The sequence below is a fragment of the Streptomyces sp. CLCI03 genome (assembly GCF_053615355.1).
Map to the genome: position 1 here is coordinate 41,568 of NZ_JBSIFU010000001.1, position 19,126 is coordinate 60,693.

Here is a 19,126-nt window from a genome sequence, read left to right on the forward strand (position 1 = left end):
CCGGTACGGCCACCCCTCACCCCCGGCACGCCACCCGAAACAGACTCGGTCGGAGGCTGCGGTCTTGCTCGCCTGACGACGACACCTGTGCCACGACAATCGCCACCGAGCTCGGCGCCACCTGCTCCACGGCCCTGGTCCCGAATACTGGCGGCCATGACGAACACTCCTGCCGCACCCGTCCCGTTCTCCCGGATCAAGATCCGGACCGGGGCGCTGGTGTTCTGCGGCCACGACGTCGCCCTCATCCGCCGCGACCGCGCCGACTCCACCCACTACACCCCGCCCGGCGGCAACGTCGAACACGGCGAAGACCTCACCCGCGCCCTCGCCCGCGAGCTCGCAGAAGAACTCAGGCTGGACACGGCGGCGGCCGAGGGCGGGGACCTGATGTGGGTCGTCGACCAGCGCGTGACACGCCCCGGCCCCACCCCGCCGCCGCGCAAGCTCCACCTCATCTACCGCTTCCACATCAGCCCCGACGTCCGGGCGACCCTTGCCGGGCAGGAACTGGACGAGCTCCCCGACGGCAGCCACGAGGTCGGCGTCATCGAGTGGATCGACTACCGCAACACCGCCGAACTGCCCATCTTCCCGCCCATCGGCCCCGCCCTCGCCGCCCTCGCCGATCCTCACGCCGCCGTCACCGACACGGCGCTGGACGCCGTCACCGACGCGAACTACACATGGGTGTAGCGCTCACACGCGTCAAGGCCGGATGCATCCCACGCCCCTCGCAGGCCGGGGCCGGGTCCGCCCGGGACGCAGGCACGGCCAGGCGGTGCGCTTCCACACGGCGGTAGCCGTCCGGCGGTGTCCTGCGCGCCCCACCGGCGCGGGGCGCAGGGCGCGGACGCAAGCCTCCACCGCGCACGGCGACCTCCACTACGGCAACATCACCTGCAGCCCGCCCTCCTGGACCGGGAGCGATGGTGCCGCGCCCCGTGCGACGACGCCGCCACCCTGTAGGTGTACGCCCTGCTGTCCCGAGACGGCCGCCCACTCCGGACCCGGCCGGCCCCCGTCCTGGACCGGCCCGAGGCCCGCACCGGCCTGCTGACCGTCTGCGCCCAGGTCCTCCAGGCCCAGGACCGCGTCGACTTCTACACCGAGCTCGCCGACCCCGTACGCGAGCAGCCGGCCCGTCAGTAGCCACGGCCGCGGGCTTCGGGGTCCCGACCCCCGCCTTGACGGGGCCTGCACGAGCCGGCAGGGCGGACAGGCGGTCGGCGTCCGGGCGAGGTCGGGCGGGACGAGGCGTACAGGGATCCCGACAACGTGCGGCGCAGGGGGTCGGTCGGCGTCGTGCGGTCGCTCGCGTGGGACCAGGTGGCGGTGACGTGGTCGATGAGCTCCAGGAGACGCAGCGGCCGGCGCTGCCAGTTGTCGGCGAAGAAGGCGATGCCGCGTCTGTCGAGGTGGGCGACGAGGTCGACGAGGAGTTCCAGCCCGGCGGCGTCGAGGAAGGTCAGGCAGCGTATGTCGCAGGCCACCAACGCGGTGTGGTCGTCCAGGGCCGTCCACACCGGGGCGAATGCGGGGCCCGAAGTCGATGTCCAGTTTGCCGGCCGGGGTCAGGTGCAGGGTCGGACCGTAGCGTCGGATCGTGATGTGGAAGTCGCTCGGCATGCTGTCCCAGCTCGCCACCACACCGCCCTTGATGCGCCGGCGGGCCGGATGACGGCCCGTTTCGATCGTCGCCCTGCCCTGAAGCCGGCCGCAAGCGGAAGCCTGGGTCGCATAACAGACCCGGCCGAGGTGACTACCGGCCCGGCCGGGTCCTGCCTGCGTGGGCGTGACGGCTCTGACGGTGGTCAGAGCTCTTCGTCGCGCATCTCGTCCCGCTCGCGCTCGCGGAACATCTCCTCCTCGCGGCGCCGCTCGAGCTCCTCGGAGCTCAGGCCCCGCTCGCCTTCCCGGCCCGCGCCGGCGTGAGTCTGGCCCGGGCGCATGCGCTCCCGCTCCTCGCGGCCCTTGCCCGGTTCCTGACGCTTGTCCTGCATACCGCCCATGACGGCCACTCCTCTGAGATGCGTGGAAGGACTCCTCCCCGCCCACGCTGCCACCCGAAGTCACATCACGCACCATTTGCATCACGGGCCGTGATGGGTGAGTGACGGCCCAGGGGCTTGCGGGCGGCGTCGGCGAGCGGCCGGTCCCGCCCGGTTGCCCACATCAGACCTGACAGAGGCAACCGGAGTGACTCAGCACAGGAGACGCCGTCGGCTCTTCAGCAGCAGCGGATCCAGCGGACGGCGGCAGCACATGGTCAATTGCTCATGCTCGGGCAGGTCCAGGTCGGTGATCCGGCCCTCGGGTATCACTGCGGCCAGTTCCCGGGCCTCCTGGGCGCTGCGCGCGAAGGTGTGCAGGCGCACGATTCCGGGTGATGCGGCGACCAAGCCGGGGCACCCCGATTCCCCCCACCCTGGGGGTGCATCGCCCGGCCACCCGTCGTTGGTTCTCCGTGCCGCGGTCACCGGCAGCCGGCGAGCATGCAGAAGGCCGCCATCTGTCGAGGTGACGGCCCCGGCCTTCGGACCGGTCTACGGGGCGGGGGTGGACTCCACGCCGTTCAGGAGGGTGAGGAGCAGGTTTCGGAGATCACGCGGTCGAGGTCGGGGCCCTTGCCGGGCTCTCCGAGGCGTGCGCGGATGAGGTAGCCGAGCTGGAAGCGACTCTCTGCGCTGAAGTGCTCCATGATCTCCGCGATGTGTTTGCGGCAGGTGCGTAGGGAGATCCCTAGGCGGCGTGCGATCACCTCGTCCTTCATGCCCTCGGTCAGCATGCGGGCGATGGCCTGCTTGGCTTCGTCGCCCAGCGTGTATGTCCTGTGCTGTCCCGGTTGATAGGGCGTGGCCAGCATCCAGGCGTGGTCGAAGGTGGAGCACAGGTACTCGACGACGGAAGGGTCGCGGATGATGACCGCGCCGTCCGGCTCGGTACGGTGCGGGATGAAGGCGGTCGACCGGTCGAAGGCGATCATCCGTCCGAACAGCTCCGTGAGCGTACGCACGTGGGCACCTGCTTCGACGAGCTTGTCGATGTACTGCTGGGTGACGGTGTGCCGCCTCGTCGAGTGTTGGTAGAGGGTGCGAATCTCGACCCCCCGCCGAAGCATCGCGAGATCGCGCACGTGGGTGCGTTCGACCAGCTCGGCCGGCTGTTCCCGGCTGGGCTCGCAGACGAGGACCTGGTGCCGACAGGACGCCATGGCGTCGTCGATGAGATCGAGCACCGTGGAGAGCTCGACCACCTCGGTCAGCGGAGTCCGGGCCTGCTGGCGCGCCTGGCTCTCGGCGTAGAGCGGCCGCAGCAGATCGAACTCGCCGCGGAGCCGGAGTATGTGGTCCAACCGGTCACGCAGCAGGGTCTCCATCGGGGTCACGGTGCCTGCTGCTGCGGTGTCGGGTGCGACCGTGACGAGGCGGGTTCCCCCCTCCGACGCGGGCGCCGGCCGTAGCAGTCCTCGACGCTCCAGCTCGCTGATGGCCATCCTCAGCCCGTCCGGCGAGAATCCCAGCTCCTCGGCTGCCTCCTCCATGGCCAGTTCGCCGTGGACAACGGCCCACCGGTAGGTCTCGATCGCGTTCTCGCTCAGAGGATCCGGTATCTGTATGCCCGATATTTCCATATGTGCCCCCCGGTTGTTTAGTGCATGCAGCTTACTGCGGGTCGATCACCCTGGACCGGGCATCGGGCTGATCGGCAGTCTTCAGGTGCAAGGACAACTCCCAAGGGAATCGGCGGGAGTTGAACAGAACGCCAGTAGTCATTTCCGGTATGGGATGGCTCGATCTCAAGGAAGAAGGTGCTGACGATGGCTCTCATCAAGACCGCCTCGTACGCGATCGCCCGCCGCACGAAGATGACCGCTCTCGCGGGCTTCTACAAGTACTGATAGGCCCGCAGGTCCGTAATCGAAGGACCTCGTCCGGGGCCGGGACAGGCGTATGGCGCCTCTCTTGCTCCCGGAGGACGCACGATCTCGCACGTACACCCGGTAGTCATTTCCGGTATGGGATGGCTCGATCTCAAGGAAGAAGGTGCTGACGATGGCTCTCATCAAGACCGCCTCGTACGCGATCGCCCGCCGCACGAAGATGACCGCTCTCGCGGGCTTCTACAAGTACTGATAGGCCCGCAGGTCCGCACTTGAAAGACCTCGTCCGGGGCCGGGACAGGCGCATGGCGCCTCTCTCGGCCCCGGAGGGCAAACAATTTCGGACACACATGCGAGGGATCTGATGAACCGACCTCCAGGCCCGCCCGGAACCCGACTGGCCGGCAACGGACCGGCATATGACAAGGACCGCCTCGGTTTTATGACCGAGATGTCCCAGCGATACGGAGGCATTTGGTCCTTCGACCGGCACATCGTCGTCATTGCGGACCCCGCCCTGGCGGGGGAAGTCCTTCTCCGTACGAACAAAGACTTCGGTGGAGAAGTCGATTTCCTCCACCAGAAACAAAAGGAGGACGATGCCACGATGCAGCAGTGGGCGTCCTCCCGGGCTGCCCGCATGCGGGGAATGCGACCCTCCGCGATGCAGGACCGGATTCCTCTGATCGCCGCCGAGATGGGGCGCGAAATCCCGAAGTGGATGACAGCCGGAAACGTCGACGTTGTCGACCGGATGCGCGCGCTCACATCATGGCTCGGGTCCTTGATCTGCTTCGGTCCGGATGCCTCTCTCGCGCACGGCCTGGAACAGGATCTCTTCGACGCACTGCTCCCCGTGATCCGCAGCACCATCGTCTGGCCTTCCTGGATGCCGCTGCCCCGCCACCGCCGCGTGGTGCGCGCCAACCGCGCACTGGAGAACGGAATCTCCCAGGTCATCACGGCCCGCCGGAGTCAGGACCGCACTGACGCCGCCGACCTGCTCGGAGTGCTGATGAAGCCCACCGGCCGGCACGGGGAACTCTCCGACCGCATCCTGCGCGAAACGCTGGCCGCGACCCTGCTGGCCGCACAGAGCGCCCCCTCCTCGGGCTTCGGCTGGACCATCCACGAGCTGGTCAACCACCCCCACATCCAGCAGCGCGTAGCCGCCGAAGCCGCTGCCGTGCTTCCCTCGACGGGCCCCATCACCAGCGACCACTACACGAGACTGGAGTACACCGCCCGCGTCGTGAAGGAGGCCATGCGGCTGTGGCCGCCGAACTGGGTATACGCCCGTCACGCCCTTCACGACACCGAACTCGGCGGGTACACACTGCCCCGCGACACCAAGGTGATGGTGCCCTCGTACGTCATCCAGCGTGACGCGCAGTGGTTCCCGGACCCCCTGGTCTTCGACCCCGACCGCTGGCTGCCCGAAGGCTCCGGTACCAAGGCCGTGCCGCACGCCTACCTGCCCTTCGGCGCGGGACCCCTGGTGTGCATGGGACTGTCGTGGAGTCTGATCGAGATGACACTGGGTGTTGCCCTGCTGATGCGTGACTTCACCGTGGAGCGGGCCCCCGGCACGAACGTGGTGCCAGACCCCGCTCGCGAGCTGACCCCCGCCGGGCTCATGGTCCGCCTGAGTGAACGCCAGAGGCCCACCCACAGCTCACCCGACGAACCCCTCCGCCGTATCCCCGCCCCGAACTCGGGCTGCCCCATGGCGGCAGGAGTACCGGTATGACCGCTCCTCCCACCTATAAGTCGCTTCTGCGGAACCGTGAGTTCAGTGGCCTCTTCGCGGCGCACACAGTGTCCATCCTCGGGGACGTCCTCACCAAGATCGCCCTCTCGGTCCTGGTCTACGACCGCACCGGGTCGTCCCTGACCGCAGCCCTCGCCTTTGCCCTCGGCTTCGTTCCGCAGATCCTCACCGCGGCGTTCCTCTCGTCCCTCGTGGACCGCCTGCCTGCCCGGCGGGTCATGCTCGTCGGTGACATCGCCCGGATGGCGTGCGTCTTGCTGATGACCATCCCCGGCACACCCATCTGGGCCCTGCTCGCCCTGGTGACGGTCTCCGGTGCGCTGACGCCGGCCTTCCGAGCGGCCCGCCAGACCATGCTTCCCGAAATCGTCGGCATGCAGAGCTACGCCCTGGCGCGCTCGATGTTCTCCGGGACCATCCAGATCGGCCAGACCCTGGGCTTCGGCCTCGGAGGCCTGCTCCTCCTACTGGTCACACCACGCACAGCGCTCTTCATCGATGCGGCCTCGTTCGCCGTCGCGACCACCGTGGTGTTCCTCACCGTCCAGGCCCGCCCGGCCACCGCCTCGGCCCACAAGGACAACGCCGGCGTAGTCCGCGCCACCTGGAACGGCAACCGGGAGATCCTGGCCACGCCATTGCTGCGCCGTTTGCTTCTCCTCCAGTGGCTGCCCACTGCGCTGGTCGTCATGCCCGAGGGACTCGCGGCCCCCTATGCCCAAGCCTTGGGCGCAGGCCCCACCGCGGTAGGACTGCTCCTGGCCGCACCGGCCACGGGCACCGCGCTCGGCGAAGCGGTCATCGCCAGATTCCTCGGCACCCACCGCCGCGCGGCCGGAGTTCCAGCCCTTCTGGCCCTCGCCACTCTCCCGCTCGTCGGTTTCGCTTTCGAGCCCACCCTTCCCGTCGCACTGGCCCTGCTGCTGCTCAGCGGTGCGGGAACCGCCTATGCGCTGCCCCTCGACCAGGCCTTCATCGAGAACACCCCACTGCACCTGCGGGGCAGGGCCATGACCCTCGCCGGTACCGGCTCCATCACCACCCAGGGCATCGCCCTGACCGCCGGCGGACTCCTGGCCGAATGGATCTCCGCACCCTGGGTGTTCGCCATCGGCGGCGTCAGCGCGCTCATGGCGGCCGCCGCCACTGGCAGAAGCCGCCCATGGCGACCGCAACCGGTCAGCCCGACTGACCGCCCCGTGCCCGCCGCAGACGAGACCGCAACGCACGATCCCACCCCGACCCAGTGACCCGGTAAGGAACCGACATGCCGTCCGAGACCATCACCTCGGTGGCCCATGCCACCTGGGAGCACCTGCCGCCCGCCGTTCCCATGAACTTCACGGTCGACGCCGCCCGACTGGCTGAGGAAGCCGCCGGCCTGACCGGACTCACCTGGCTCCCCAACCGCCCCGTGAGCCAGAACGGCCTCGGAGCGGAAGACACCTTCGACTGGAAGATCATCCCGCTGCGCGGGCCCAGTGGCAGCCTGGCCCGCACGGATCCAGGCGGCGCCGGACTGGAAGACCACCTCGACACTCCCGCCATGGCACGAACCCCCTACCACGCCGAGGTCCTGGCCCGAATCCCCGCTCCACTCCACAGCGTGCGCCTGATGGCACTGGGACCGGGAGCAGAGACCCACGAACACCGCGACGGCCGCACCAACTTCCCCTGGGGCTCGCTACGCCTGCACATCCCCATCGTCACCCAGCCCGGCGCGGAACTTGTCGTGGGCGGCGAAACCCACCACTGGGAAGCGGGACAGCTGTGGTACGCGGACTTCGACCGCCTACACATCGCCCGCAACCACAGCAGCCGACGACGCATACATCTGGTCATCGACTGTGCGCCCACGCCCGAGCTGATGGCACTCTTCCCGGACAGTTACCGCGCAACGCTCCCCTGGAGCGAGGTCCTCTTTGCGCGCCCCGAGATTCCGCTCGGGTCCGTCGAGCAGGACGCACTGCGCTGCACCGTGGAAGTGCCCGCCACCTTCCCCGACTGGTCCGACGACTCCGACTCCGATCCGGCCGGCAGCCTTCCCGGCAGGATCGACCTGGTCGACGGACGCCTGGCCCTCTTTGTCGACGGCGCACCCCGGTTCGGCCTGGTCCACATCGGCAACGCCGAGTTCCGTCTGCAGGGCTGGACCGACGAACGCACGGTGTGCCTGGACCTCGACCGGCCGACGCCCGTCGCACGGTTTCGGGTGCGATGCGGCCGTCAGATGACCGAAGTCGTTCGTCCTGCGCACACGCTCGCCACAGTCATGGGCGCGGCGGCATGAGTACGGCGGGGACCGCACGCCGGGATGGCTCAGCAGCCCACCCGGTCCATGCGCCGGTGCGGCCGATTGCGCTCCGGGTGGGCACCTGGGCTGCTGTCGCCGCAGGCGTCGCGGTGGGAACCCTCGTCACCCTTACCGCTCAGCACTACCTCGGCCAGCGGCGGCCCGGAGCGATTCCTTCGCTGCTGAAGCAGGCGGTATCCGAGCCGCTCGCGGTTTCGGCGACGAGCCGCCGCCCCCCGGTGTGGTGACGGAAGTCCGAAGCGACACCGGGCCCCAGAAGCCGAAGCGCGGAAGGCCCTGACCGGGCTGGAGGTCAAGCTCCTGCAGGCCAGGGTACGGCGCGGCCTCGGCCTTCATTCCCACTGGCTTCTACTCCGCCTCGTGATCCCAGGACCGCGCAGGCCTCCAGAGCGGCGACGCCACTCCGCATCCCCCGCGGCTAGGTCGTCGCCGTGCTCACGGACAAGACCAAGCACTCGGTCCACCACACGAAGATCCGCTAGGTGCATGAGATACTTGATCATGCCTGTGACTAACCCGTGGCTGGCCGGACCGTCACCGAAGAAGCGTCTCGATCGAGATCGTTTGGAAGAGCGGATACTCAACCTGCTGTCGTCGCAGAACATGTGCGTGCTCGCAACGGCAGGGCCGGAAGGGCCTCTGGCGACGCCGGTGCGGTACTTCCACCTCGACTTCGCGGTGATGTTCTCCACGGCTCCCGGTTCACCGAAGATGAGGAACCTCGCCGCTGACCCAAGGGTGTCGGTGGGGATCTTTGCACCGCTGGTCGGACAGGCCAGCAGCCGAGGTGCTCAGCTCTTCGGGCGGGCTCGCGTGCTGTCCGAGAACGACCCCGATTTCGAGCACTACTGGCCGGCGTTCCGCTGGCAGTCCGACCATGTCGAACGGTCGCGTTCTCTCGATGAACCAGCATCGGGACCTCTCGTGGTGATCGAGGCCGAGCGGATCGTTTATACCGAGCACTGGCTGCGGCGCGAGGGTTTCGCGCCGCGTCAGTTCTGGACCAAGCCAGGCCGGTAGTCCGGCATCCCTGGTCGGCTGTCTGGGCGGTCAGCCCGCCTTGGCCGATTCCTCGGCTCGGGCTCGTGTGCCGGCGAGGCGGTAGGAGTCGGTGCCGGTCTCGATGATGGTGCCGTTGAAGGTGAGGCGGTCGACGATGGCCGCGCAGAGGCGGGGGTCGGTGAACGTCTTGGTCCAGCCGCCGAAGGACTCGTTGGAGGCGATGGCGACGCTGTTCTTCTCCTCACGTTCGGTCAGGAGCTGGAAGAGGAGTTCGGCGCCGCGGCGGTCGAGTTCCATGTAGCCGAGTTCGTCGATGCAGAGCAGGTCGACGCGGCCGTAGCGGGCGATCGTCTTGGAGAGCTGCTTCTCATCAGCGGCCTCGACGAGTTCGTTGACCAGCCTCGTCGCCAGGACGTACTTGACCCGGTAGCCAGCCATCGCCGCCTCGGTTCCCAGCGCGATGAGCATGTGCGACTTGCCCGTCCCGGAGTCGCCGATCAGGCAGAGCGGCTGGCTCTTCTTGATCCATTCGCAGCCGGCCGCAGTTCCAGCAGCGTGCCCTGGAGGTGCTCACGGCCGCTGTCGAAGCCGGACAGGCGCCTCGTCGTCATCTCGCCCACCTGACCGACAGGTGTCTGGTCGGGGCCGGCGAGCCGCAGGTGTACGGGACGCAATACGTCAGCGGCCTGGACGGTACGGGGTTGAGGCTGCACCCGTCGCCGATCCGGAGGGTCTCGGTTCCCGGCGTGAGGCCGTAGGTCTGGAGCCGTCGGCGGTGTACGACCGTCGGATGCGCGGCCTGGAGTAGCGACCGGCGGATGAGCGGCTCGCACCCGGTACTGCCCGGGGCGTGAGTGCGGCTGGTGGAGGGTCGGACGACTGGTCCTTCGCCGGCCACCCAGGTGGCTGCCTCGCCTCCCCCGGTGCTTTTCCGCAACGTTCCCGGTGGATGCATCGACGTCATCGACGGTCCCGGGTTGGAGGCTCGCGGCCTTCTGCCCGTCTGAGCCCTCCGGGTCTGATGAAGCCGTTCAGTGCGCCCTTCCCCTGCTTCGGCCGGACCAGGTTTGCGTCAATTGCCTGGCCGGGCGCGGTGCTTCCCAGGCTGCTACGTGGGTCGGTGTCAGTCATCTGGTTGCCCTGTTGTTGCTGTCTGGGTGCTAACGCCGTTAGCACCCAGACAGCAACTAACGCGGAAACTAGGCAAAACGCACCTAACGTGTGGTCTGAAACTATGCTGGCGGCAGTATGCTGCCGCCTATGTCATCTCCCATCTCGGGAGGTGAGCGGGAGAAGATCGTCTCCAAGCTGCCCGCTCACCTCCAGCAAGCTCTCAAGGTCCGCGCGGCGCAGCTCCAGACCGACATGCAGGATGCCGTCGCCGGTGGCATCCAGGCCTGGCGGGACTGCACGGAAGAACTTCCCGCCGTCAACACCGCCGGCGCCGACTCGTTCGGTACCTACCTCCCCGAAGGCCTCTACGAGGACTTCAAGGCCGACTGCCGCGAGCGTGGCGTCTCCTACATCCAGGGGTTGGCCCAGTCCGTGGTCCTGTGGCTGGCCGACCACCCCGCAGGTGTCCAGGCCACGACCCGGCGGATCATCGTCTGCAACCAGAAGGGCGGTGTCGGCAAAACCGCGGTATCCGCCGGTCTTGCCCAGGCACTTGCGGAAGACCCGGCTGCCGTCGGCGCCGCGGCCGGTGCGGGTATCGGCGGCCTGCGGGTCCTTCTTGTCGACTACGACCCGCAGGGGCACCTCACCCACCAGCTCGGCCTCACCGCGATTCCCGCCGGCGAGGAAAGCCTCATCACGCACATGCTGCACCGGGAGCAGGCCAAGCAGTCGCTCCTCGACCTGACCATCGCCATAGACGGTGACCGGTTCGGCGGCCGCCTCCGGATCCTGCCCGCCGCGTTCGACGCGTTCCTCCTGGACTCGGGACTCACCGTCTTCCGCGGCCCCCGCCACGCCGCTCTCGAACGCGCCCTCGCCTCCCTCGAGGACGAATTCGACGTCATCGTCGTGGACTCACCCCCCAGCCTCGGCCTCGCCATGGACGCAGCGCTCAATTACGGACGCCAGCGCGACGACGAGAAGCCGGGCGCCTCCGGCCTCGTCATCCCCGTCGAAGCCGAGGACACCTCCGCCCAGGCGTACGGCATGCTCATCCAGCAGATCGACTCCCTCTCCCGGGACTTCGACATCGCCATCGAGCAGCTGGGCCTGGTCGTCAACAAGTTCGACAGCCGGCGCGGGTACATCGCGACCTCGTCACTCGACAAGTGGAAGTCCCTGGGCACTCCCCCGGTCCTCGCCGTGGTGCCCGATGTGAAGGAGCAGCGCGAGGCCGTCCGTAAGCAACGCCCGCTGCTGGACTACGCACCCGATTGCGAGCAGTCCCACCAGATGAGGCAGATCGCCCGGGGGGTGAAGACGCCGTGAGCAAGGCGGACATGCTGGGGGACTCCCCCACCTTCAACGCGGTCGCCCAACCCATGAGCAGCCGCGCGGCTTCCTTCGCAAGGTTCTCCGGTCAGGACAGCCCCGCCGCCGAACAGGCGGCCGCGGGCCAGACCGGGACGCTGCGCGTTGCCGTGGGCACCCTGGCCCACAACCCCTACAACCCACGCGAGGAACTCAAGTCCGTCGACGACCTCGCCGACAGCCTCACGGCACGAGGCGTCATTCAGCCTCTTACGGTCGTCACCCGTCAGGCCTTCCTTACGGCCCACCCCGGCCAGGAGGACAGGTTGGGAGAAGCCGCCTACATCGTCGTCGACGGGAATCGTCGCCTGGCGGCGTCGAACCTCGCCGGCCTGGATGACGTTCCCGTCCACGTCGACGACTCCCTCGCCCAGGACGCCGACACCCTCCTGGAAACGGCCCTCACCGCAGCCGTTCAACACGAGAACCTCGACCCGTTGGACGAGGCGAAGGCTCTCCAGCGGCTCGTCCATGTCCACGGGTCCCAGCGTGCTGTCGCCAGAGCGTTGGGCAAGTCCAGTCCGTGGGTCACACAGCGCCTCGCGCTCCTCAAGCTCACTCCGGAGCTCCAAGAGGCGGTGGAGGACCGCAGCCTCCCCGTGGAGATCGCCCGTAACGTCGGCCGGCTCCCCACACAACAGCAGCAGAGCGCCGCGGAGGAAGCCCTGGCCAAGCGAGCGGCTGCCAAGCAGCGGAAGCAGGTAGGCGCCACGAGTGCTAACGCCGTTAGCACTCCCCCCGCTGCCGAAACGCGCGAGCAGTTCGCACCAAGTGCTAACGCCGTTAGCACCCCTGCCCCTGCCCCCGCTCTCGCTCCTCCTCCTGCTCCGGTAGGAGACACCGGCGACAGTTCGCGTTCCGAAGCGGAGCCCGACGACCAGGTGCCGGCCGCTCCGGCAACGGACGAGCCCCACCTCGTCGACATCCTCAAGCTCCCCCGCGTGCCGTGGCACGACGGCAACGGAGTTGCCGATCTGATTTTCGAGAAGATGGATGAGGCGCAGCGCGAGGTTCTCCTTGAGCGGCTCCTCACCGCCCACGGCAACGGGTAGCTCTCCTTCGAGCGCGCAGTGCGGAGCCCGCTTGGCCATCTGGCCGGGCGGGCTCCGGTGCGTTGAGGGGGTGGGTGCTAACGGCGTTAGCACCCGCTCGCAGCAGTGGCGGTGCTGTCCGTGTCGCTCATGGTGAGCTGCCTCACCGGACGGTGATCAGACGCATCGACTTTTGACGACTGCCCCTTTCGGTACATCGAAGATCGACGGCCCTGTGAATCAGGGGCGCTCCCATGGCCGCCTGCCTCGCCACGTCGTCCCCGTACCTGACCGGCGCCCATGACCTACTGCCGGCTCACACGGCGTGTTTCTGCTCGTAGCTTGCGAGCTCGTTCAGCCGGCTGGTAATTCGGCCCGACACCTTCGATCAGCAGTAGGTTGCCTTGGATGTGGTCGGTACGCAGGTGCAGGATGGTCCGGTAGGCGGGGGAGTCGTACCAGGCACGGGCTTGGGTAAGGCTAGGAAACTCGATCAGCACCATGCTGCCGGGCCAACTGCCCTCCACGACTTCGGCCGGCGGACCGTGGATGAGGAAGCGACCTGCGAACGGGTCGAGGGTCGCCTGAATGCTCTCCAGGTACTCGATGACGTCGGAGTGATTCCGGCGGCTGCGGAGATGAGCGAAGCCGTAAGCGGGCACTATGAGGCCCCCTTGTTCCGGTGGGGAGTGAGTGATGACCGCGAACGTAGCTGAGGGCCCTTGAACGGTGCGATGACCCCGGAGGTAATTGCCGCGAGGTCGAGGAACCACTCGAGGTCGTCTGCAGGCCACCGCTCTGTTTCTCACGCCAGAAGCCAACTTCGTGACCGAACCAAGCCGTGGCTACCGCAACAGGAGACCGAGGCGAGCAGTCGTTCGAAAGCGGGGGAGGGGCGAGGGAGCCGACCCACTGACCACGCCGGACGCTGCAGAAGCGCTACAGGAGGCTCACCTCCCCGGATCACAGCCAGCAGTACGCCGGCTCTTGCGTCACTTCCGGCTGTGCCACCCAGCGCTCCGCGCCGCGCAGACTCACTCAAGAAACACAGGCCGCGATGGAGAGCCAAGCCCCCCAGCTGAGGACCGTCCGACAGGTTGGGCAGCTGCCTGGATCGCGGCAGGCTTGCAAGAGGGAGCTGCGGCCAGGCGCTTGGCGACACAAAGCGCCCGCGGGTGCTAACGCCGTTAGCACCCCACCATCGAGCGTCATGGCGCAGCATTCCTGAGAAGACCTGTGGGCGACGGCCTGACACTTCACGACCTCGCGGCCGGGACACTGGCCCCGGTGAATACCACCCTGGCCGACATCGATCCGGAGAACGCCCGGCTCGCCGCCCTCATCCGAGCGCTGCTGCCGACCGAGCGCACCAGCGCCATGGCGTGGGCCCATCCGCAGGTGTCCACTTGGGCCGAGGCTGCTCAGCACGCAGGCGCGGCTGAACCCACCACCGACGGAGAACGCGTCAGGCGCAAGATCCGCCGGATCGCTGCCGAGCTTGAACGCCGCCGAGTCCAGGCGGTGCGGGGCCTCAGGAGCCAGCCGTGAGCCTCCTCATGGCAGCAGCGCCCGAGTTCTTGGGAAGCATTGCCGCATCCTTGCTCGTCGCTGGTGCCACTGCGTTCGTCCGCAGGCTTCGCCGGCAGCACACTGCAGAGACGACCTCCGAGGACCGGCCGGACTGAACCGGTGCCTGGATCTGGCCCTATTTCGATCCCGACCCCACGAAGACGAAACTCGATGCTGACGTCCAGGAGCCATACGCCTGCCGACGTCGAGTCCTGAGTCGAGGAGACTTGGCTGCCCGACATGGCAGCCGCCCGCGACCAGATCGTTGATGGCATCGGGGTTGGCGGCGTCGCCGACCCATTTCCCGTCCGCGGCGAACGCCGGCACGGTGTTGCGGTCCGCGTCGAAGACCGTCGTGTAGTTGCCCCAGCGCTCGATCGCGAGGTCGTGCAGCACCGGGCCGGTGCGGCGTCCAGGACCTCCAGGGCATCCATGATGAGCCGGGACCGGGGCGTCGGGCCGGACGGTGGTGCCGGTGACGCGCGGGATGTCGTCGAGCTGGATGTCGCGCAGGAGAACGTCGGCGATGGGCGGTTCGTCGGTGGTGCAGGAGTACGCGACGTCGGGGCGTCGGGGCGAATCCGGTTCGCGCCGGCGGAGGCGTGGATCAGGTCGAACGTTGTGCCCCAACTGGCGTCGGGACCCGCGGGGTTGTGAAGCCCGTTGTTCATGGGTTTGGGAGGCGCCCAGATCCACGGTCGGGTGATGTTCACGAGATTTGAAGTCGCCAGGGTTCTTGCCACGGGAGCATCGGGATGCTCCTGGTGAAAGGGCCTCGTCATGCCGCAGATGTCGAAGGTCGAGCTGTACGCGGCGATCCGTCGCGACCACCGCGGCGGTATGAAGATCCGGGAGATCGAGCGCAGGTACAACGTGTCGTGGCGGACGGTCCGCAAGGCCGTGGACTCGGTCTGGCCGGAGCCGCGGAAGCAGCTGCCGCCGCGGCCGACTGCTCTGGATCCGTACAAGCCTGTCGTCGATGAGATGCTGCGGACGGATCTGGATGCGCCGCGTAAGCAGCGGCACACGATCACGCGGATCTTCCATCGCCTGGTCCAGGAGCACGGCGCGGATGTCTCCTACCAGATGGTCCGGCGCTACGTCTCGGACCGGAAGCCGCAGATCCTCGTCGAGTCGGGGAAGGCGCCGGTCGAAGCGTTCGTGCCGCAGACCCACCAGCCCGGCATGGAGGCCGAGGTCGACTTTGGCGACGTGACCGTCCGGCTCGCTGGCGAGCTTGTGACCTGCTATTTGTTCTCCTTCCGCCTGTCCTACTCGGGCAAAGCCGTCCATCGTGTCTTCGCGTCCTGCGGGCAGGAAGCCTTCTTCGAAGGGCACGTTCACGCGCTGCGGACGCTGGGCGGGGTCCCTCGGAGCAAGGTCCGTTACGACAACCTGAAGGCCGCCGTCGCACGGGTGCTGGGGCTGAGCCGGGCCAGGGTGGAGGCTGACCGGTGGATCGCGTTCAGATCGCACTTCGGGATCGAGAGCTTCTACTGCCGGCCCGGCATCGAGGGCGCCCACGAGAAGGGCGGAGTCGAGGGGCAGATCGGCTACTTCCGCCGCAACCACTTCACCCCGGTGCCCGAGGTCGACTCGCTGGCCGAGCTGAACGAGCTGGTCGATCAGTGGGATCTGCATGACGGACGGCGCCGGATCGGTTCGCGGCCGCGGACCATCGACGAGTACTTCCAGGTCGAGCGGCCGCTGCTGATGCCGCTGCCGGAGGAGCCTTTCGAGACGGGCCGGCTGTTCACTCCGAGGGTCGACCGCTACAGCCAGATCGCGGTCCGCACGAACAGGTACTCGGTGCCGGTCCGGCTGATCGGCAAGCGGGTCCGGGTGGTGCTGCATGCCTCTCACCTGGTGGTTTACGACAGGAATGTGGAAGTGGCCCGGCATGAGCGTCTGATCGCGAAGGGCGGCTGCCGCCTGGATCTGGACCACTACCTGGAGGCCCTGATCCGTAAGCCGGGGGCTTTCCCTGGTGCTACCGCGCTGGAACAGGCCCGCTCGGCGGGCAAGTTCACCCCGGTCCATGACGCCTGGTGGGCCGCGGCGGTCAAGGCCCACGGCGACACGGCCGGAACAAGGGCTTTGATCGAGGTTCTGCTGCTGGCCCGCCACGTCTCGCACGAACACCTGATCGCCGGCCTCGCAACGGCTCTGCGGGCCGGGGCACTGACTGCGGACGCGGTCGCCCTCGAGGCCCGCAAGGTCGCCCAGGCCGAGGACGAACCCGCCGGGCACCCTTCGCCTGCCGGCTCCGCTGGTGAGGCGACGGTGACGTTTCTGCACGAGTGGAGGCTCGCGCATCTTCCCCCGGACACCAGGCCGCTGCCCTCGGTGACCCACTACGACCAACTGCTCCGACGCCGTCGCACCAGCGGCGGTGAACACCGCGAGGGAGAAGCACAGTGACCCTGCCCCGCCAGCGAGGACTGACCGAGCAGGCCGCCACCACGGCCATCGACACCGCCTGCCGCCTACTGCGGCTTCCGTCGATCAGGAACGAGTTCTCCGACATCGCAGACCGGGCGATGAAGGACCAGATGACCTACCGCGGCTTCCTCGCCGAGCTGCTGATGGCCGAGTGCGACGACCGGGCCCGGCGCCGTTCTGAGCGGCGGATCAAGGCGGCTGGCTTCCCCCGGGACAAGTCGTTGCGGACCTTCGACTTCGACGCGAACCCCAACATCGACGCAGCCGCCATCCACACGCTCGCCAGCTGCGAATGGATCAAGAAGAGCCAGCCGCTCTGCCTGATCGGCGACTCCGGAACCGGCAAGTCCCACATGCTGATCGCTCTGGGAACCGAGGCAGCGATGGCCGGCTACCGGGTCAAGTACGTGCTGGCGACGAAGCTGGTCAACGAACTCGTCGAAGCCGCTGACGAGAAGCAACTCTCCAAGACGATCGCCCGCTACGGCCGCGTCGACCTCCTCTGCATCGACGAACTCGGCTACATGGAACTCGACCGCCGCGGCGCCGAACTCCTCTTCCAGCTCCTGACCGAACGCGAGGAGAAGAACAGCGTCGCCATCGCCTCCAACGAGTCCTTCGGCGGCTGGACCAAAACGTTCACCGACCCCCGCCTCTGCGCGGCCATCGTCGACCGCCTCACCTTCAACGGCACCATCATCGAGACCGGCACCGACTCCTACCGCCTCGCCAGCACCCGAGCACGGGCCGAGCACGCTGCAGCCAGCTGACTGGAGCCCCCTGCTGGTCCGCTGCCCCAAGGGCAGCGGACCAGCCAAGCCTCATGACCTGCTTCATTCTCCGAGTGCGAACGACGCCCGTTCTTGCCACTTCACGCCGTCGTGCACCATCAGTTCAACCGACGCGACGTGAGACGTGAACGGGAGCCTGCCTGCGAGGTCGGCCTCGATCTCCTCCAGGACGGCGTCTTCCTGACCTTGAGCGATGGTCAGGTGCGGAACGATCTCGGCAAACCGGCCGCCATACGGCGGAGCCTCAGGCCAACGATCAGCAATCGCCTCCGTGAGCTGCCGCAACTGCGTGTCAGGCTCGGGAACGAGATACAGCACTTCCGGGAGCCGTCCACACCTCTCGAACCTCAGGTCAAAGGCCTGGTGGCTGCCCAGCAGGTCCGTGAGAGCGGAGTAGACGACCGCATCTATTCGGCTCTCATCAAGGAACGGGAAGAGCACGGTGATGTGGGCTGGAACCCCGGCCTGGGCTGAGGGGTCGAGCCGTTCACGCCACCCTCGGACGGCCGGCTCCGCCTCCGGGATCCGGACGATGAGCCCCGTCTGGCCCGCCTGAAACGCACTGGTGTTGTCATCTGCCATGACACCGCATGCTGTCACCTCCGTCGCAGACAGCACGGCTCCTTTTCCGCCGAACGATCACGACCGATCTCCGAAGCAAGTCGCGAGGGGCCACGGAGAAGGCGACGCTGCCGTCATTTCCCGTGAACATCCAGAGCGCGGGTGATCACTGAACGCCTCCGGAATCCACGAACAAACGCTGTCGGTTGAAGTGAACGAAGCCAAACAGATGTTGGGGGGGCGGGGGAGCGACTGAAGCGACTGAACTTCACACACTTCTAGACTTCCTTGAGTGCAGGCCGGCATCAGTGGACGCCGCCACATCGAACCGCGTCAGGTCGGGGTTCGCCTGGCACCTGGTGCCGCATCAGACAACGTTCGCCCCGTCGCGACGTGCCGCCCTGTCGCTGTTCCGGGCGTCACCGGACGGCCGGAATGATCACGCGGCTGCACGCGTACAGGTCCGCGAGATCGATGACGACGAGGGCAGACGGCTGCTGCGGATCGTCCGCCGGGGCACCGGGTCGGTGGTGGCGGCGGGCCCAGATGGTGCTGCTGTCCGCCCAGCGCATGCCCGTGGCGAAGATCGCCGAGGTCACGTTCACCAGCGCGGACCGGGTCCGCGACGTGATCCACAACTTCGACGCCGACGGCTTCGACTCGCTCTACCCGAAGTACAAGGGCGGCCGGCCCGGATCCTCACCCAGCCCGAGCGCCGGGATATCAAGGAAATCGCATGTCGTGGCCGGCCGCCGGTGGTACGCGGGTCCTGAGGGGCCGGGTCAGGCAACCGTCGGCGCGGACGCCGACGGCCCGCGCTGCGAGCGGACGGTCTTCTTGCCGACCTCCCGCGGCGCGATCGTGCGGGGGTCCACGGCTTCGCCCGGAGCGCCTTCCTTGTACAGGCCGTGGGGCTCGGAGTCCCGGTCGTGCGGCAGCAGGTAGAACACCCGCCGCTTGTACAGCCCGCTGTCGGGGTCCGCCTCCGCGGTGTCGCCGAGCTCGGTGAAGCCGATCATGCGCCCGTCACGGTGGTAACGCGGCTTCCCCCGGCGCCGGGGGGTCTTGTCCAAGGCCTGGCGGACGTAATCGAGCTCTGCGGGGTCCTCCAGCCACACCACTGTGTCCTCGTGGGTGAGATCGCTTGCCGTCAGTAGCGAGCTCATGGCCTGGATCCTTCCTCGTTCACGTCGGCCCTCGCGAGCCCTGGATTCCTCCACGCCGCGAGCGGCGCCGATGCCGATATGTGGCTCCGCTCGGTGGGCCACCGCCGGA

Annotated in this window: 19 protein-coding genes and 2 pseudogenes; 13 read left to right on the forward strand and 8 right to left on the reverse strand. The window is 67.9% G+C overall.

All coding sequences use genetic code 11. The features are described from left to right. Nucleotides 1–156 precede the first annotated feature (156 nt). Nucleotides 157–696, forward strand: coding sequence for an NUDIX domain-containing protein (locus tag ACWG52_RS38890; protein WP_389814708.1), 540 nt, complete (start codon nucleotides 157–159; stop codon nucleotides 694–696). Between the two features lie 273 nt (nucleotides 697–969). Further along, nucleotides 970–1,152 (forward strand): hypothetical protein, encoded by a 183-nt coding sequence (locus ACWG52_RS38895; RefSeq protein ID WP_389814711.1) that lies wholly within the window; start codon nucleotides 970–972, stop codon nucleotides 1,150–1,152. Here ACWG52_RS38895 and ACWG52_RS38900 read toward each other — a convergent pair. The 4 genes from ACWG52_RS38900 to ACWG52_RS38915 all read right to left on the reverse strand — a co-directional run bounded on the left by ACWG52_RS38900 (nucleotide 1,146) and on the right by ACWG52_RS38915 (nucleotide 3,634). Then, nucleotides 1,146–1,526 (reverse strand): STAS domain-containing protein, encoded by a 381-nt coding sequence (locus tag ACWG52_RS38900; protein ID WP_390140241.1) that lies wholly within the window; start codon nucleotides 1,524–1,526, stop codon nucleotides 1,146–1,148. The genes ACWG52_RS38895 and ACWG52_RS38900 overlap by 7 nt on opposite strands. Nucleotides 1,527–1,814: 288 nt before the next feature. Further along, nucleotides 1,815–2,012, reverse strand: coding sequence for a hypothetical protein (locus ACWG52_RS38905; protein WP_389814716.1), 198 nt, complete (start codon nucleotides 2,010–2,012; stop codon nucleotides 1,815–1,817). A gap of 192 nt (nucleotides 2,013–2,204) precedes the next feature. Then, nucleotides 2,205–2,402: a hypothetical protein gene (locus ACWG52_RS38910; RefSeq protein ID WP_389814719.1), complete on the reverse strand. Its 198-nt coding sequence runs from the start codon at nucleotides 2,400–2,402 to the stop codon at nucleotides 2,205–2,207. Nucleotides 2,403–2,575: 173 nt separating this feature from the next. Then, on the reverse strand, nucleotides 2,576–3,634 hold the full coding sequence (locus ACWG52_RS38915; protein ID WP_389814721.1) for a helix-turn-helix transcriptional regulator: 1,059 nt from the start codon (nucleotides 3,632–3,634) through the stop codon (nucleotides 2,576–2,578). A gap of 613 nt (nucleotides 3,635–4,247) precedes the next feature. On the opposite strand from ACWG52_RS38915, the gene ACWG52_RS38920 reads away from it, so the two are divergent. The 4 genes from ACWG52_RS38920 to ACWG52_RS38935 all read left to right on the forward strand — a co-directional run bounded on the left by ACWG52_RS38920 (nucleotide 4,248) and on the right by ACWG52_RS38935 (nucleotide 8,988). Then, on the forward strand, nucleotides 4,248–5,633 hold the full coding sequence (locus ACWG52_RS38920; RefSeq protein ID WP_389814723.1) for a cytochrome P450: 1,386 nt from the start codon (nucleotides 4,248–4,250) through the stop codon (nucleotides 5,631–5,633). Continuing rightward, nucleotides 5,630–6,904, forward strand: a complete 1,275-nt coding sequence (locus ACWG52_RS38925) for an MFS transporter (protein ID WP_389814725.1) — start codon at nucleotides 5,630–5,632, stop codon at nucleotides 6,902–6,904. Before ACWG52_RS38920 ends, ACWG52_RS38925 begins: the two co-directional genes overlap by 4 nt. Before the next feature lie 17 nt (nucleotides 6,905–6,921). Next, nucleotides 6,922–7,944, forward strand: a complete 1,023-nt coding sequence (locus tag ACWG52_RS38930; protein WP_389814727.1) for an aspartyl/asparaginyl beta-hydroxylase domain-containing protein — start codon at nucleotides 6,922–6,924, stop codon at nucleotides 7,942–7,944. Between the two features lie 525 nt (nucleotides 7,945–8,469). Continuing rightward, entirely contained in the window at nucleotides 8,470–8,988 is a 519-nt protein-coding gene (locus ACWG52_RS38935; protein ID WP_453129183.1) for a pyridoxamine 5'-phosphate oxidase family protein, read from the forward strand. Between the two features lie 30 nt (nucleotides 8,989–9,018). Here ACWG52_RS38935 and ACWG52_RS38940 read toward each other — a convergent pair. Continuing rightward, a pseudogene (locus tag ACWG52_RS38940) lies at nucleotides 9,019–9,501 on the reverse strand (ATP-binding protein); the annotation flags it as partial. 729 nt (nucleotides 9,502–10,230) lie between these two features. Between ACWG52_RS38940 and ACWG52_RS38945 the strand changes: the two are divergent. Both ACWG52_RS38945 and ACWG52_RS38950 read left to right on the forward strand, forming a co-directional pair. Further along, complete coding sequence (locus ACWG52_RS38945) at nucleotides 10,231–11,415, forward strand: ParA family protein (protein ID WP_390140233.1); 1,185 nt, start codon at nucleotides 10,231–10,233, stop codon at nucleotides 11,413–11,415. Beyond that, entirely contained in the window at nucleotides 11,412–12,509 is a 1,098-nt protein-coding gene (locus ACWG52_RS38950; RefSeq protein WP_389814733.1) for a ParB/RepB/Spo0J family partition protein, read from the forward strand. Before ACWG52_RS38945 ends, ACWG52_RS38950 begins: the two co-directional genes overlap by 4 nt. Nucleotides 12,510–12,793: 284 nt before the next feature. Here ACWG52_RS38950 and ACWG52_RS38955 read toward each other — a convergent pair whose 3' ends face one another. Continuing rightward, nucleotides 12,794–13,150, reverse strand: a complete 357-nt coding sequence (locus ACWG52_RS38955; RefSeq protein WP_389814735.1) for a DUF1330 domain-containing protein — start codon at nucleotides 13,148–13,150, stop codon at nucleotides 12,794–12,796. 625 nt (nucleotides 13,151–13,775) lie between these two features. Between ACWG52_RS38955 and ACWG52_RS38960 the strand changes: the two genes are divergently transcribed. The 4 genes from ACWG52_RS38960 (at nucleotide 13,776) to istB (ending at nucleotide 17,269) form a co-directional block, all read left to right on the forward strand. Further along, nucleotides 13,776–14,036 (forward strand): hypothetical protein, encoded by a 261-nt coding sequence (locus tag ACWG52_RS38960; RefSeq protein ID WP_453129123.1) that lies wholly within the window; start codon nucleotides 13,776–13,778, stop codon nucleotides 14,034–14,036. 261 nt (nucleotides 14,037–14,297) lie between these two features. After that, complete coding sequence (locus ACWG52_RS38965; protein ID WP_453129124.1) at nucleotides 14,298–14,714, forward strand: hypothetical protein; 417 nt, start codon at nucleotides 14,298–14,300, stop codon at nucleotides 14,712–14,714. A 132-nt stretch (nucleotides 14,715–14,846) separates the two neighbouring features. After that, a complete protein-coding gene (istA, locus tag ACWG52_RS38970; protein WP_453129184.1) occupies nucleotides 14,847–16,478 on the forward strand; it encodes an IS21 family transposase in 1,632 nt (543 codons plus the stop codon). After that, nucleotides 16,475–17,269: an IS21-like element helper ATPase IstB gene (gene istB, locus ACWG52_RS38975; protein ID WP_453129125.1), complete on the forward strand. Its 795-nt coding sequence runs from the start codon at nucleotides 16,475–16,477 to the stop codon at nucleotides 17,267–17,269. The genes istA and istB overlap by 4 nt, the downstream gene beginning before the upstream one ends. Before the next feature lie 63 nt (nucleotides 17,270–17,332). Here istB and ACWG52_RS38980 read toward each other — a convergent pair whose 3' ends face one another. Continuing rightward, nucleotides 17,333–17,872 (reverse strand): 2'-5' RNA ligase family protein, encoded by a 540-nt coding sequence (locus ACWG52_RS38980; protein WP_383312503.1) that lies wholly within the window; start codon nucleotides 17,870–17,872, stop codon nucleotides 17,333–17,335. Between the two features lie 386 nt (nucleotides 17,873–18,258). On the opposite strand from ACWG52_RS38980, the pseudogene ACWG52_RS38985 reads away from it, so the two are divergent. Beyond that, a pseudogene (locus tag ACWG52_RS38985) lies at nucleotides 18,259–18,588 on the forward strand (helix-turn-helix domain-containing protein); the annotation flags it as partial. A gap of 45 nt (nucleotides 18,589–18,633) precedes the next feature. Here the strand turns inward: ACWG52_RS38985 and ACWG52_RS38990 are convergent. Further along, nucleotides 18,634–19,017, reverse strand: coding sequence for a DUF6009 family protein (locus ACWG52_RS38990; protein WP_033220322.1), 384 nt, complete (start codon nucleotides 19,015–19,017; stop codon nucleotides 18,634–18,636). Nucleotides 19,018–19,126 lie beyond the last annotated feature (109 nt).